The organism is Mycobacterium sp. HM-7, from assembly GCF_053852335.1.
The window spans coordinates 3,004,282-3,018,637 of sequence record NZ_CM132657.1 but is presented as its reverse complement, the minus strand read 5'-3'; the positions used below and the strand labels follow the sequence as shown (position 1 = coordinate 3,018,637).

Below are 14,356 nucleotides of genomic sequence, written 5' to 3'. Positions count from 1 at the left end.
AGAAGTGGACACGTGACGACCGACTACACGGAGCAGCTGCGTTCCGCAGATCTCCGTGTGACGCGGCCCCGCCTCGCGGTACTCGAGGTGGTGTCCGGCCGTCCGCACGCCGATACGGAAAGCGTCTTCGACGCTGTCCGCGCGATCCTGCCCGACGTATCCCGCCAGGCGGTGTACGACGTGCTGGCCGCGCTGACCACTGCCGGGCTGATCCGCCGTATCCAGCCCTCGGGTTCGGTGGCCCGGTACGAAACCCGGGTGGGCGACAACCATCACCACGTCGTGTGCCGTTCGTGCGGCACCATCGCCGATATCGACTGTGCCACTGGGGAAGCGCCGTGCCTGACGCCCTCGGACAGTCACGGCGTGCTCGACGGTTTCGTCGTCGACGAGGCCGAAGTCATCTATTGGGGCGTCTGCCCCAACTGCGCGGCAGCCACAAGTTCACGATCACATCCGTGATCGCAGCTCAATTCACCTCGAAAGGAAGTGCAGTGCCTGAGGAAACTCACCCTCCGATCGGAGAAGCACAGACCGAGCCCGCCGAAAGCGGTTGCCCGATGCGCATCAAGCCGCCTGTCGAGGGTGGCAGCAACCGGGATTGGTGGCCCAATGCCGTCAACCTCAAGATCTTGCAGAAGAACCCGCCGGCGATCGATCCGACGGACGAGGGCTACGACTACCGCGAGGCCGTCAAGACCCTCGACTTCGAGGCCTTCGAACGCGACTTCGATGAGCTGCTGACCAACTCGCAGGAGTGGTGGCCCGCCGACTTCGGCCACTACGGCCCGCTTTTCGTCCGCATGTCGTGGCACGCCGCAGGCACGTACCGCGTCGAGGACGGTCGCGGTGGTGGCGGTCGGGGCATGCAGCGCTTCGCCCCGCTGAACAGCTGGCCCGACAACGTCAGCCTGGACAAGGCGCGTCGTCTGCTGTGGCCGCTGAAGAAGAAGTACGGCAAGAAGATCTCCTGGTCCGACCTGATCGTCTACGCGGGTAACCGGGCCATGGAGCACATGGGCTTCAAGACCGCCGGTTTCGCCTTCGGCCGCCCGGACTTCTGGGAGCCCGAGGAGGACATCTACTGGGGCGCCGAGCACGAGTGGCTGGGTTCGCAGGACCGCTACGCGGGCACCGACCGCACCAAGCTGGAGAACCCGCTGGCCGCCAGCCACATGGGTCTGATCTACGTCAATCCCGAAGGCCCCGAGGGCAATCCGGATTACCTGGGCGCCGCCATCGACATTCGCGAGACCTTCGGCCGCATGGCGATGAACGACGTCGAGACCGCCGCCCTGATCGTCGGTGGCCACACCTTCGGTAAGACCCACGGCGCCACGGACATCGAGAACGGTGTCGAGCCCGAGGCCGCGCCGCTCGAGGCGATGGGCCTGGGCTGGGCCAACCCCGGCGTCGGCAACGAGGCCGTCAGCAGTGGCCTCGAGGTCACCTGGACCCACACCCCGACCAAGTGGGACAACTCGTTCCTGGAGATCCTCTACGGCAACGAGTGGGAGCTGACCAAGAGCCCACAGGGTGCCAACCAGTGGAAGCCCAAGGATGGCGGCTGGGCCAACTCGGTGCCGATGGCACAGGGCACCGGCAAGACCCACCCGTCGATGCTGACCACCGACCTGTCGATGCGGTTCGACCCCATCTACGGCGAGATCACCAAGCGCTGGCTGGATCACCCGGAGGAGCTCGCCGAGGAATACGCCAAGGCGTGGTTCAAGCTGCTGCACCGCGACATGGGTCCGGTGGTGCGCTACCTCGGCCCGCTGGTGCCGAAGCAGACGTGGCTGTGGCAGGACGTCACCCCGGCCGGTAAGTCGCTGTCCGAAGCCGACGTCGCCACCCTCAAGACCGCCATCGCCGAATCGGGCCTGTCGGTGCAGCAGCTGGTCAACACCGCATGGAAGGCGGCGGCCTCGTTCCGCTCCAGCGACATGCGTGGTGGCGCCAACGGCGGCCGCATCCGGCTGCAGCCGCAGCTCGGCTGGGAGGTCAACGAGCCCGACGAGCTGGCTCAGGTGATCCGCAAGCTCGAGGAGATCCAGCAGGCGTCGTCGACCGGTGCGTCGTTCGCCGACCTGGTGGTCCTCGGCGGCGTGGTTGGCGTCGAAAAGGCCATCAAGGCAGCTGGTTTCGACGTCGCGGTGCCCTTCACCCCGGGCCGCGGCGACGCCAGCCAGGATCAGACCGACGTGGAGTCGTTCGCCTACCTGGAGCCCAAGGGCGACGGATTCCGGAACTTCGTCGGCAAGGGCGACACCCTGCCGTCCGAGTACCGGCTGATCGACCGCGCCAACCTCCTGGGCCTGTCGGCGCCGGAGATGGCCGTGCTGATCGGTGGTCTGCGCGTGCTGGGCGCCAACCACGGTGGTTCGGACCTCGGCGTGCTGACGCAGAACGTGGGTCAGCTGACCAACGACTTCTTCGTCAACCTGCTGGACATGGCCACCAAGTGGGCCCCGTCGCCGGCCGATGACGGCACCTACGTCGGCACCGACCGCACCAGCGGCGCGCCGAAGTGGACCGCCAGCCGGGTCGACCTGCTGTTCGGCTCGAACTCGCAGCTGCGGGCGCTGGCCGAGGTGTACGCCGAGGACGACAACAAGGAGAAGTTCGTCAAGGACTTCGTCGCAGCGTGGACCAAGGTGATGGACGCCGACCGGTTCGACGTCCAGTAACAACCTGATTCAGTACCCCGTGAGCCGCCGGGCTCACGGGGTACTGTGCTTTCGTGCTCCTGGATGAACTGCGCTGGTTCGTCGTCCTGGCTGAGACCGAGCATGTCACCGACGCCGCCGCTGAACTGGGCGTCGCGCAACCGACGTTGTCGCGGGCCCTGGCCCGGCTGGAAAATCAGGTCGGCACACCGCTTTTCGACCGCACCGGCCGCCGCCTCCGGCTGAACGGCTACGGGCAGATCATGCTCGAGCATGCCCGCCGCAGCATTGCCGAGATGGCTGCGGCACACAGCCGGATCGAGGCCTTGCTGGACCCGGACAGTGGCCTGGTGCGGTTGGCTTTTCTGCATTCCACGGCGAATTGGTTTGTGCCGGAAGTACTTCGGCAGTTCCGGGCGCTCGCGCCCGCGGTGCGCTTCGAGTTGTTCCAGGGTGCGGCGCACGACATCGCGGAGCGGCTGCGCACCGGTCAGGCCGACGTCGCGATCACGTCTCCGCGGCCGGCTCAGGTGCCGTGCGCCTGGCGCGTGCTGTACGTCGAACGGCTGTGCCTGGCGGTGCCTGCCGATCATCGTCTGGTGGGCCGCGCCCGCGTGCGCTTGAGCGAGGTGGCCGACGAGACCTTCATCGCGCTCGGGGCGGATTTCGGGCTGCGCCAGCTGACCGATCAGGTGTGGGCCGAGAGCGGCATCACGCCCGAGATCGCGTTCGAGGCGATGGAGATCCCGACGATGGAGGGATTGGTCGCGGCGGGATTCGGCGTCGCTGTCGTACCGGTGCCGCGGCCCGGCCGCGGTGCTCCCTCGGTGACCTACATCCCACTGTCCGATACCCGGGTCAAACGCGAGATCGGCATGGCGTGGGTCAAGGGCCGCGAATTGTCGCCCGCCGCAGCACGATTCGCCGAGTTCGTCGGTGCCACCGCCATTGATGCGCATAATGCATGAATTGACCACAATTAATGTATTGGACACATGAATAAGGCGCTTCCTAGCCTGCTTTTGTGACTGTTGAAGCGCCTGTCTGGAGCGGCCATGCGCGCGGATCCACCGACTACCGCAGGCTGCTCGGTGCACTGTTCTGCGCGGGCGTTGCGACGTTCGCGCAGCTGTACTCTCCGCAGGCCGTACTACCGCTGATCGCCCGCAGCCTCGATACCGGTGCGGCCGCGTCAGCGCTCATGGTGTCGGCGTCCACCATCGGTCTGGCCCTCGGGGTCATCGGCTGGTCGACGCTCGCCGACCGCATCGGCCGGGTGCGCGCGATGTCCTATTCCGTCTGTGTCGCAACAGGTCTGGCGCTGTTGGTGCCGTTCGCGCCGACGTTCCAGCTGTTGCTGACCGGCCGATTCGCCGAAGGGTTGGCGCTCGGGGGAGTGCCGGCCATCGCGGTGGCCTATCTGACCGAGGAGATCGAGGCCGGCCACGCGGCACGGGCTGCGGGGACCTACGTCGCCGGCACCACCATCGGTGGCCTGCTCGGCCGTCTGGTGGCCGCACCGGTCGCCGAGTTCACCGACTGGCGGTGGGCCATGTTCGTCGTCGGATTGCTGTGCAGCGCAGCGGCTATCGGGTTCATGCGGCTCGCGCCCGAACCGCAGGGGTTCGTTCCGGCCCGTGGGGAAACCGAGGGCTCGCTGGCACACCGGCTGGCCGTCAACCTGCGCAACCCCAGGCAAGTGGTGCTCTATCTGCAGGGCTTCCTGCTCATGGGCGGGTTCGTCGCGATGTACAACTTCCTCGGCTTCCGGTTGAGCGCGGCGCCGTTCGGGCTACCGCAGACCGTCGTCAGCCTGATGTTCGTGGCCTATCTGGCGGGTACGTGGGCGTCGGCGTGGGCCGGCGCCGCGGCCGGCCGGTTCGGCCGCCGCCCGGTGCTGCTGGGCAGTGTCGCGGTGATGGGTGTCGGTGTGGTGATCACGCTGAGCCACAACGTGTTCACGGTCCTCGCGGGTCTGCTGGTCGCCACCGCCGGCTTCTTCGGTGCGCATGCGACGGCGTCGGGCTGGACCGGCCAGTTGGCCACGGTGGGCAAGGCGCAGGCCGGCTCGCTGTACAACCTGGCGTACTACGCCGGTTCGAGTGTGATCGGTTGGGTCGGCGGGATCGCCTTCGATGCCGCCGGCTGGTCGGCCGTGGCCGCCGTCATCGTCGGGCTGCAGATCGTCGCGGCGCTTGCCGCGGCCGCCGTGCTGCGCGACTAGTGCTGGTTCGCCCGCTGGTGGACGCGGTCCTTGATCGCCTCCGGCAGCGCGTCGGCCGGGAGTAGCCGCGGCAGCAGCTCCGGTTCGAGGGTCAGGGCGCGGAACACCAGCGCGACCGTGACGTCGTGCGACGGGTGCGAGACCACGGTGATCGGGGCCCCGGCACGGAGCACGCCAGGCGTCACGACCCGCAGGTACGCGCCGGGCAGGGCCTGCTTGGTGAAAGTCTTGACCCAGCCCCGGATTTCGAGCCACTCGGCGAAGGTGCGGCACGGGATACGGGGCCGGCTCACTTCCAGGAGCGGGCCGCCGTCACCGATCTGCCAGCGCTCGCCGATGACGGCGTCGTTCACCTCGAGCCCTGCGGTGGTGAGGTTCTCGCCGAACGAGCCGTTGGCCAGTTCGCGGTCGAGGCGCACCTGCCAGTCGTCGAGGTCTTCGCGTGCATAGGCGTACACCGCCTGGTCGTCACCACCGTGGAACTGCTGATCGCCGATGGTGTCACCGATCAGGCCGCTGCCGAGGCCGCCGTGCATGGGCCCGGGCGCGCGAACCGCCACCGGCTCGGACGTCGGTCGCTTGTCGATGCCCGTGCTCAGCCGATCCTTGTCGGGGCTGGGTTGTGGGACCGCCAGATTCACCGTCAGGATCGCCGCCATGAGGGCAAGCCTAGAGGTGCTCTCGAGCCACCTCGGCGGCAAGTGGCGCGGGTCACCGGCCGCGCCGAGATCTGTTGCCTGCGATCACCATTCGATCACATTTTCGATAATAATCCCGCGCTGACCTGCATTTATGTGGGATAAGGCGCGGGTTTGGGGTAAAAGTGACGTTAGTGAAATTTGTGACGAGAGGGACCTCCGGGGTCACGACCCCCGCGTAGACAACGCGGCGTCGTGTGTCCCGGTGGCGCACGACGAGAGGTGGCCGAAATGCGACGGATGATTGTGACAGTGGCGAGCGCAGCACTGCTGGCGACGCCCATGGCGGTGGCGGCCCCGCTGGTATCGGCGCCCGTCGCATCGGCCGACACCACCTGGACCGGCGGCACCCACCGGCAGGCCATCGACTTCGTCATCCAGCGCGCGCTGTCTCAGCGCGGGGTGCCGTTCGTCTACGGCGGCGGCAACGCCAACGGCCCCAGCCTGCCGCCGGCCAGCGTCACGACAGCGGCGGCCCCGGTGGCCCAGCCGGCGCCTCAGGTCGGCCTGCAGCCGTTGGGCGTCACCCAGCCAGTCGCCGCACCGCAGTCCAATGCCGTCATCCCGGGCCTGTCGGGCCTGTTCGGCCCGTCGCCGGCCGCGGGCGCCAGCACGCCGGCACCGACGACGCCGGGCTTCGATGCCTCCGGTCTGGTGCAGTACGCGTTCGCCGGCGTCGGCATCAAGCTGCCGCGGTCATCGGGTGAGCAGTACAAGGTCGGCCGCAAGATCACCGCTGACCAAGCACTGCCCGGCGACCTGCTGTTCTACGGGCCGGCCGGCTCGCAGAGTGTGGCCCTGTTCGTCGGCAACGGCCAGATGATCGAGGGCACCGAGCCGTCGGTGTCACTGACCCAGGTGCGCACCAACGGCATGGACCCGTACCTGAGCCGCATCATCGAGTGGCAGTAGGCGGCGCAGCAGCACCCCCGCGCTGCGGACGTGACGCGGTCTTGACAGACTGTCGGGTATGGCACAGATAACCTCAGTCAGGTGTGTAACCGGTAATCGCTGTTGACCTGCAGAAATAGTGTTAATACTGTAGATATAACACACGCATAACGTTGCAACTGTAGGATATCTGGCGTGGGTACTCCTTTGCTGGATGATGACCTGTCGGAGCTGATGGGTTCCTGGTTGACCGTGCTGAAGGGTCGGCGCAAGTCTCCGGCGACGCTGAAGGTCTACCGGATCAATGTCCGCAACTACCTGACCTGGTGCGAAGCCGAAGGCCTGCCTGTCGAGCTGACGAAAAAGAACGTCATCGAACACATGGCGTCCATCGCCGCCGGGGAGCCCAACACGGGCAAAGTCCGCCTGAATGCTCTGAAGCAGTTCGCCAAGTGGCTTGCCGAGGAGGAGGGCATGGACGTGGACGGCGTGCTGACCGTGAAGCCACCCAAGGGCGACGGCAAGGTGGTTCCCCACTTAGCCGATGCCAGCGTGAAAGCACTGATGGCGGCGTGCAACGGCCCAGAAATGATGGACAAGCGCGATAAGGCGATGGTGGCGCTGTGTGTCGATACCGGCATGCGCGCAGCGGAACTACTCGGCATCGACCTCGAAGACCTGACCATCGCGGACTGCATGGTGACGGTCCGTCGCGGCAAGGGCGGCAAGGGTCGGCGCTCGAAGTTCAGCGCGCAGACCGCCGAACACATCGACCGGTACCTACGCCAGCGCAAACGCTGCGGGTTCCCGCTAAAGGGTCCGCTATGGCTTGGGTGGCGGGGGACACGCCTGACCTACTCCGGATTGGGGTACGCCATGACCAAACGCGGCAACGCGGCCGGGATACCAGGATTCCACCTGCACCAACTGCGGCACACCTCGGCGGTCCGCTGGCTGTCCGCTGGCGGGTCGGAGACGGGTCTGATGGCCCAGTCCGGGTGGGCTGACCGGCGGATGGTTGACCGCTACGTCGCGTCAGCGCGTGAGACATTGGCGGCGGAAGAGTTCGACCGGCTCGGGCTAGGTGTCGAGTCGTAGAAATTGCTACTCGCACAGACCGGCGGAGCGGTGTATGTTCTGTTGGTCCCCCGTAGTCAGGTGGAGTAGCCCCGTCGCGGCTCTCAATCGCTGCCACCTGCCGACAGTGTCGGCGCGCAGGACATTCGAACCAATCCCCTTGTGTCATGGGAGTTTTCGTTGTCTGCATCCATAGCCGAGCGCCGCCTGTGCGCTCAAAAGGCCGCCCACCTGTCTTGGGCAAATACCGCTGACCGCAGTGCACGGACGCTGGCCGCGCGTCGTGGCCTCTTGGACAAGTTCGACAAGCAAGTCGAGCATCTACCACCGTCTGCACGTGCCGCCGCGTCGGAGTCACTGCGCAAGGCGTATTACGCCGGGCTGGCCGCCAAGTCGGTCGCCGCCCGTCGCCGCCGCAAAGGCATGGCCAGGCGGCCGGGGGAGTACCAGCCCGACGCCGAGAACGTCGAAGCGTGACATCGCCCGTGCGGTTCCTCGTACCCCCGGTTGGGGCGTTGGCCAGCCCGGTATGACAGCGGAGCTGTTCTGTGTGGTCGGGCTTCGGTTCGGGCACCCAGTCGGCCTGCCGCCCGCGATCCCGGCCCGCTGGCTACCCGTGGCCGTTGCTGGTGATCGATGCGCCGACTGTGGCAACTGCCTTTGGTCAGTAATAGGCGCGCAATTTCCGCTGGTCAGACGCCGGTGAATTGCTAAGGAGCGATTCCGGTATGCCGCCAGTAAACTTGATAGTAAGAGGGAATGTCGCGTCAGCGTCCTACCGCACCGAGTGAAGCCGGGACGAAGGAACGGCTGAACGAATGCGGCACATCACGGATGTGATGAATGCACCCCGTGGGGAAACCCCGACGGCTGGTGAGGGTACCCCGCAAAACACACAAAAATTCTTGCGCGCGCTTTTCGCCGGGAACGTCGCCTACAGGAACGTGCCCAGCAAAACGCGCGCCTAAAACAAACTCCGAAACGTCTGCACGGCACCTAGGTGATTGGTCACCCGCTGGGGTTGCGTTACGGAACTATCGGAAAGATATGCGCGAGGCGAAACGCGCAAAAAGGGGAGATGGCACAAAAGCGTTATCCGCGCAGACTCATTGACGGGTTGCCGGACAGTTGGGAAGTAAACGAGGCCGGCCACATATTCCACCACCGTCGCAAACAATCGGTGGAAATGTTTGGCGATATGCCCGCCGTGGACTTCAAAGGTGAATATCTCGGCTGGGTGCCTATGTGTAGTGCGCGGCCTAACAATCACGATATGCGGGGCGAACCGCACAACTATGGTCCCACATTCGAAAAGAACCGGACAGAAGCTAATCTCGAGTTGGTAAGACTTAGCCGGTTCCGGCTTGTTGATGAGATCGTTTGTACTTCATTTCATGGTCTACCGAAATCGTGGGCGACGGCAGACGTGGTGCACATCGATGGCGATATGGGTAATTGCGCTGCGGAGAACCTGCGATGGTCTGAAAACGCCGACGCAATCTACAACAAGCAACTGAAGAAGTTCGCGACATATCACACACCCACATACGGAAAGCAAGGAACCGCCAAGCGTATGGGCAGGTTCGATCCCATTTACACGCCTGCGCAGAATCCGTTGATATTCGTCAACGGGTATTCAGTCGCCGACTACCAACCCGTTTCCCCGAAAGGATCAACAATTGCTTAAGAACCGCACTCCACTTCTCGTTGACGAGATGGACATCATTCCTGGTCACGCTGGCACTGCGCCTGTGGCGTCCGTGCGTCTCGGCACCACATCGCATGGCGAGCTCGATTGGATTGTCACGCCACGTCAGGCGCGCATGATTGCCGAACGATTCGAACGGTACGCACAGTCTGAACTGCCGACGCGGCGCCGGTCGCGTGCCTGACCGGCCAGCCGTGCTGGCGTCTCGCGCCGACGGTTCCATCCTGTTCATGTGCGGATGCGGTGACACAACGTGGATGTCACCGCACCAGGTGAATCAACTACTCGACGTCGCCGCTTTGGAGACGTCAAGCAAGCTCGGGCGAATCGAACGCTTCCCGGTCGTCGTTAACGCCGGGGGCGGCCAGAATCCCTAGGCGCGAATCCAAAATGACCGCGCGGTGGGCATTTCTGTGCGGTGACAAAATGGAGCTTTTTGTCGGATTCGGCCGCATGGTGACCACTTTACACGAATTTCCCACCCCGTTGACTGATATGGCCCATAATGGCCTCTATTTTCGATTGTGAGACATGAAAACACTTACCGACGGGGATATGCCCCGAAACTTCGCCAAGCGCGTTACAGACGCTGTTAGGTACCCGATGGGATCTGACTGGTTCGAACTTCAAGATTCGTCCTTTGAATTCCTGTCCGCTACTTTCGGCCCACGTGACGGTTTGGATGATGCGGAGTGCGAGCGTATCGATTACGCACGCGCTTTGGCGTATGCCGCTTTCGATTGGTCTTTCAGCCAGTCGGATTCGGACTACGTAAAGATGACCAACGCCTATTACACCAACGTGATGCTTCACGGATTGCGATAGGTAGCCGTCACGGGTTAGTTAATCACCCGCCGCGTTTGACGCTAGTTCCGCTCATAACCGAATATCGGCTATGCCCCGGATGATGACCCTCGAATACGGCCGCTGAGGCTAACCCAACCAGCCGCACACCATATTGGGTGTCCCGTTGGTGTTTCACAAAGACAATTGAATATATAACTGAATAGAGACAACAGAATATGAATCAATCTCAGATTCAGTTCCGCGAAAGGCAACTCGCTGAGTGGGCCAAGGAACTGAAGGCCAAGGTCCAGGTAGCGCGAACTAAGTCGGTTGGTGCTGCACAGGACAAGGCTCTGGATGCCGTCGGCGACGAGTACGAGGAATTCAAGGCCGAACGCGCTTATCTCGAAGAGCAGAAGGGGCAGCTTGTCCGGTCCGAGGCCCTGATGGCCCGGATGCGCGGCGAGGGCGCAGGCCAATACGACGGCCCTACCGACGTCAACCAGACCGATAGCTGGATCGCCCCGTCACCGCTGAACCTCCCGGCCGAAGCCTACGAGCAGTTGTTCGAAGCGGCGTCGAAGAAACTGCCGTCGTTCCGAATGGAATTCTCCGGCAAGGACTTTAAGCGCGCGCAGGTCAAGTCGCCCATCGCCGGCGGTGCGCCGTCGATGGGTTCAACTGGACTCTTTCCGCCGGTACAGGTGCCGAACCTGACGCAGGCCCTGCCGTACGAGCCGAACCGCCTGTTCACCGAGTTCATCGGCGCATCTATGGACGGTCCCGCTGTGGAGTACCTGGCACATTCGGGCAACACGAATCCCGCCGCCTATGTCGCGGAGCTGGGCCAGAAGCCCGACCTTGGCATGCAGCTCACCAAGCACATCGTGACGCCCACCAAGGTCGCCGCGTTGGCCTCTGTATCGACTGAGGCCCTACAGGACTTCCGTGAATTCCTATCGTTTGTGCCGTCGGAGCTGTCCCGCGCCATCGTGGACGCTGAGACGAACCTGGTGGTCAACGGCACCGGGGCGACCGGCGTCCTGCCGGGCATGACGGGCATCCTGAACACCTCCGGGACGCTAACGCGGGCGGTTGCGTCCGGGCAGACACCTCTGGATTGCATGCAGCTTGCGTTTAATGACCTGCGGATTGGTACGTCGTTCGCTACCGCGAATCTCGTGGCGATGCATCCGACTACGTGGACGTATCTGCGTAGCCAAAAGGATTCGATGGGCCGCTATCTGCTGGCCGCCGATCCGGCTACCGGGCAGGTGGACACCATCTGGGGCGTCCGCATGGTGGTGAACACCTACATCCCGGAGGGCACGGCGCTGGTGTTCGACACGTCCAAGGCGGTGCTGGCGTGGACGCGTCAGGGCATGTCGCTGGAAATCAACCAGAACGACACCTACTCATGGCAGAACAACGCGGTGTCGTTCCGCTGCGAGGAACGCATTGCTATCGGTGTGCAGCGTCCCACGGCGGTCAACATCGTGACCGGTCTGGAAGCGGCCTAACAGGTTTCCGTACCGGTGAGGTTTTCCTCTAACCCCTCGTGCCTTGGGGTGGCATAACGCTTCACCGGTCGGATTGGTTGCACACGCCCGTTTGTGTGCCGGTTGGTTTCCGTCTCAACCAATGAGAGAAAACAAATGAACTCGTCCTCGCCTGTTTTCTCAAACGCCCGGCGGGATACCATCCGTATCCCGCCGGGTTAACATACTTGCCGATATAGCAACTTCACCACCATCGACTTTCGGCTTGGCTTGGTGTGCTACGGGCTGCCCGGCATGGCATATTTATGAGCCTTATCTGATTCGCCATCATCCGATGGCTTGGGCTTGCCTGCAAGTGAATCGCTGAGCAATAGGTATCCGATGATATTGCCGATAGCTTCGATATATGCGTCGGCTGCTTCTTTTGATATTTCCGCTTCGTGGCTGTGTGCGAGTTTGTTGCGGATTCGGCTCAGTTGTAGTAGTGATCGACCGATGTCCGGCGGGAGTATTTCGCTTTCGATAAAATCGTTGACGATATATGGAAAAGGGGGGAACGATTGGCGTCCGGGCCTGGGGAACCGGTCTTGGTGATAGCGTCGCAACAGGCCTTCGAGATGCGAAAATCCCACGAGAACAGCAGCTTTGGGGTCCAACTCTGCCAGTCGTTGGTACTTGCCTAGACGATCCTCTGTAGGTTCGGTCGGGGAGGTGGCAGCCTCGGGTTCGCTGTCGTCCGCCTCTCTGAATCCATCAGAGCCCGAAATTCGTACATTTGGCTTTGATTTCTCTGACCCGCCTAGTTCGGCCTTGAGTTCGGCATCGGCCGCTATCTGATTCTCCGTGTCGGCAGCTACCTTCTTGATTTCATTTTCGAGTTCGACCGATATCCCAGCAGCCTTGATTGACTTTATGTCTGCGAATCGCTTGATCAGCGCATCTGCTGCGGTTTTGATCTGCTTATGCATGACGACAACGAGGACTAAGACGACGACCGGCCAGGCCAGCGATGACACGAGGCTGGCCGCTAGTTCAGTTCCCGACACGTTGTGCACAGTATCGGACGGTGTGGACCATTGGCGCCCGTACTTCCTAAGTGTCGCCGTCGAATCTAGCGCCGAGGTGGGCAGCAGCCACGCGGACCCGGCTAGCTCGGCCCGCTGTGATTCGCTATATCTGTTCCCGCGGCGTCGTGTCCACCAACGCTGCGGTTCCGGGCCGTTGGTAGATCACCATCGCATCGTTAGACCGCCATTGATGCACGATGATCTGATTTAGATGCTTTGGCCTGAGCGACAGTCTGCCGGCTGAGAGAAGCTCTTTCACCTTGTGATAGATGAAGTGGTCGCCACGTACTACATATCCCTGGCTGTCAATCAGCCCGGTGGTAACTAGGAGAATTTGGTTGGCGGCGACATCCTTCGCGTCGATCCGATCCGTAAGTCGTTTGACGAGATCAGTTTCGTTGAATCGAAGTTGAATATCTGCGGTGACCGACGGTGGAGCGCTGGGGTCCTGGTGTGAGCGATGTACTGTCAGCTCATACTCTTCGATTCGGCGCACACCCAGTTGGGCGATGTGCGACGGAATCTCCCTTGCGTCGTTGTATTCAGTCGGCCATTCGAAAGCGATGCCGAAATCAGATTCGAGCGCTTGGGCCAGGGCTTCGGCCAACGCAGCACGCTGCGATGGGTTTCTTCTGCGTGGGCGATGGGCATCGCCCGCGTGTTCGGCCAACGAAACGGTGCGCCCGACAAGGTGCATGAACTTGCCCGGCTCTTCAGCGACCTTCGCGGCCACATCGCGACCAAGCCTGCGGATGTCGTTAAGCCGTTGGCGGGAGACATCTGTGACGGACAGAGTTGTCAGTTCCACTGCTAGCGGCGCGCCGCCAGCCGGCGTGACGATGAAGTCCGGCGGGTCGCCGCCGGGTTCGTAGCTTTCAAGATCGGAGATCGCCCCGGTAGCGTGCGCGACGCGCAGGAAGTCCGAAAGCTGTTGAAATTCATAATCTGACTTTTCGATGGGACCGGGAGCCAGCTTGGTCTCCAATGGCATCGTTCCGAAGTCCCATACGCGGTCCCCGCTGGCAGGATCGACACCGCCGAGCCAGAAACCCACCGTCACCAACCCCCGACCATGAGTGCCAAGCTACATTTTGGCCCCGCCGTCTGGGCTCGGTTGGCGTGACTTGCGCGCATCGGACGCGACAAACCTAATGGCCAGCAAAATCGTGGTTTGGCGAACCAGCGCTCGCATGCGGCTCACAATGCACCCATGGGAAACGTAAAGACGGGCTCGGTAAGTATCTTGATCTTGACTTCCTTGGCCGCGTCAATAGTTGCGGCATGTTCACATTCCGAGTACGCGGCCCCAAGCTCTTACACCGTCAGCAACGAAGCTGTAGTTAAGACGGTCGAGAACGCGCTCGGCGACGGGCGACCTTCGGGCGCTACCAAACTGGCTGGCGCTGCATCGGCCGCTTGCACCGGCGAAACATCGTGCAAGGTCTACTACGCGGTCGAAGAATCGACAGGGATCGACAACGACATCGAGCTGGTACAACCCACTAGGCAGATATGGAAGACGCTGTTCGCTGACCCGAGCTTCGAAACCGGAACCATCACGGTCACCGGACCGACCACAAGCGTCGGCGGCGTTCAGCACATGTCAACGCTGTTCGAGCTCACGTGTGATCGCAACGTCATCTCGCAGATTGACTGGGACAACATCGATGCCCACGGCCTGAAGGCGTTGTGCACGTATACGCCCAAGGTCAATGGGATGTGAGTCTGGGGTTGCCC

Annotated in this window: 14 protein-coding genes; 11 read left to right on the top strand and 3 right to left on the bottom strand. The window is 62.9% G+C overall.

From position 1 onward, the window contains the following. Positions 1 to 12 precede the first annotated feature (12 nt). The 4 genes from ACWW1C_RS14580 to ACWW1C_RS14565 are packed head-to-tail and all read left to right on the top strand — an operon-like array spanning position 13 to position 4,893. Positions 13 to 462 (top strand): Fur family transcriptional regulator, encoded by a 450-nt coding sequence (locus ACWW1C_RS14580; protein WP_455984087.1) that lies wholly within the window; start codon positions 13 to 15, stop codon positions 460 to 462. Positions 463 to 494: 32 nt separating this feature from the next. Then, positions 495 to 2,690, top strand: coding sequence for a catalase/peroxidase HPI (gene katG / locus ACWW1C_RS14575; protein ID WP_455984086.1), 2,196 nt, complete (start codon positions 495 to 497; stop codon positions 2,688 to 2,690). Positions 2,691 to 2,743: 53 nt separating this feature from the next. Beyond that, on the top strand, positions 2,744 to 3,637 hold the full coding sequence (locus ACWW1C_RS14570; protein WP_455984085.1) for a LysR family transcriptional regulator: 894 nt from the start codon (positions 2,744 to 2,746) through the stop codon (positions 3,635 to 3,637). 56 nt (positions 3,638 to 3,693) lie between these two features. Further along, complete coding sequence (locus ACWW1C_RS14565) at positions 3,694 to 4,893, top strand: MFS transporter (protein ID WP_455984084.1); 1,200 nt, start codon at positions 3,694 to 3,696, stop codon at positions 4,891 to 4,893. Here ACWW1C_RS14565 and ACWW1C_RS14560 read toward each other — a convergent pair. Continuing rightward, positions 4,890 to 5,552, bottom strand: a complete 663-nt coding sequence (locus ACWW1C_RS14560; RefSeq protein ID WP_455984083.1) for an MOSC domain-containing protein — start codon at positions 5,550 to 5,552, stop codon at positions 4,890 to 4,892. The genes ACWW1C_RS14565 and ACWW1C_RS14560 overlap by 4 nt on opposite strands. 270 nt (positions 5,553 to 5,822) lie before the next feature. Here ACWW1C_RS14560 and ripD point away from each other — a divergent pair, with 270 nt between their 5' ends. The 6 genes from ripD to ACWW1C_RS14530 all read left to right on the top strand — a co-directional run bounded on the left by ripD (position 5,823) and on the right by ACWW1C_RS14530 (position 11,573). Beyond that, positions 5,823 to 6,503, top strand: coding sequence for an NlpC/P60 family peptidoglycan-binding protein RipD (ripD, locus tag ACWW1C_RS14555; RefSeq protein ID WP_455984082.1), 681 nt, complete (start codon positions 5,823 to 5,825; stop codon positions 6,501 to 6,503). 174 nt (positions 6,504 to 6,677) lie between these two features. After that, on the top strand, positions 6,678 to 7,580 hold the full coding sequence (locus ACWW1C_RS14550; protein ID WP_455984081.1) for a tyrosine-type recombinase/integrase: 903 nt from the start codon (positions 6,678 to 6,680) through the stop codon (positions 7,578 to 7,580). 159 nt (positions 7,581 to 7,739) lie between these two features. Then, a complete protein-coding gene (locus tag ACWW1C_RS14545; protein WP_455984080.1) occupies positions 7,740 to 8,036 on the top strand; it encodes a hypothetical protein in 297 nt (98 codons plus the stop codon). A 601-nt stretch (positions 8,037 to 8,637) separates the two neighbouring features. Next, positions 8,638 to 9,246: a hypothetical protein gene (locus tag ACWW1C_RS14540; protein WP_455984079.1), complete on the top strand. Its 609-nt coding sequence runs from the start codon at positions 8,638 to 8,640 to the stop codon at positions 9,244 to 9,246. 552 nt (positions 9,247 to 9,798) lie between these two features. After that, on the top strand, positions 9,799 to 10,092 hold the full coding sequence (locus ACWW1C_RS14535; RefSeq protein WP_455984078.1) for a hypothetical protein: 294 nt from the start codon (positions 9,799 to 9,801) through the stop codon (positions 10,090 to 10,092). A gap of 197 nt (positions 10,093 to 10,289) precedes the next feature. Further along, positions 10,290 to 11,573, top strand: coding sequence for a phage major capsid protein (locus ACWW1C_RS14530; RefSeq protein WP_455984077.1), 1,284 nt, complete (start codon positions 10,290 to 10,292; stop codon positions 11,571 to 11,573). A 257-nt stretch (positions 11,574 to 11,830) separates the two neighbouring features. On the opposite strand, the gene ACWW1C_RS14525 is transcribed toward ACWW1C_RS14530, so the two are convergent. Together ACWW1C_RS14525 and ACWW1C_RS14520 are read right to left on the bottom strand one after the other, a co-directional pair. Then, the gene (locus tag ACWW1C_RS14525; protein ID WP_455984076.1) at positions 11,831 to 12,598 is read right to left on the bottom strand and encodes a hypothetical protein; all 768 of its coding nucleotides are present in this window, start codon (positions 12,596 to 12,598) and stop codon (positions 11,831 to 11,833) included. 124 nt (positions 12,599 to 12,722) lie between these two features. Then, positions 12,723 to 13,679, bottom strand: a complete 957-nt coding sequence (locus tag ACWW1C_RS14520) for a hypothetical protein (protein WP_455984075.1) — start codon at positions 13,677 to 13,679, stop codon at positions 12,723 to 12,725. Positions 13,680 to 13,829: 150 nt separating this feature from the next. Here ACWW1C_RS14520 and ACWW1C_RS14515 point away from each other — a divergent pair, with 150 nt between their 5' ends. Then, positions 13,830 to 14,342: a hypothetical protein gene (locus tag ACWW1C_RS14515; protein WP_455984074.1), complete on the top strand. Its 513-nt coding sequence runs from the start codon at positions 13,830 to 13,832 to the stop codon at positions 14,340 to 14,342. The last annotated feature ends 14 nt before the right edge of the window (positions 14,343 to 14,356 follow it).

Coding starts and splice junctions, on each gene's coding strand:
- ACWW1C_RS14560 (WP_455984083.1), bottom strand. CDS start 5,552: ATGGCGGCGATCCTGACGGTGAATCTGGCGGTCCCACAACCCAGCCCC.
- ripD (WP_455984082.1), top strand. CDS start 5,823: ATGCGACGGATGATTGTGACAGTGGCGAGCGCAGCACTGCTGGCGACG.
- ACWW1C_RS14540 (WP_455984079.1), top strand. CDS start 8,638: ATGGCACAAAAGCGTTATCCGCGCAGACTCATTGACGGGTTGCCGGAC.
- ACWW1C_RS14535 (WP_455984078.1), top strand. CDS start 9,799: ATGAAAACACTTACCGACGGGGATATGCCCCGAAACTTCGCCAAGCGC.
- ACWW1C_RS14530 (WP_455984077.1), top strand. CDS start 10,290: ATGAATCAATCTCAGATTCAGTTCCGCGAAAGGCAACTCGCTGAGTGG.
- ACWW1C_RS14515 (WP_455984074.1), top strand. CDS start 13,830: ATGGGAAACGTAAAGACGGGCTCGGTAAGTATCTTGATCTTGACTTCC.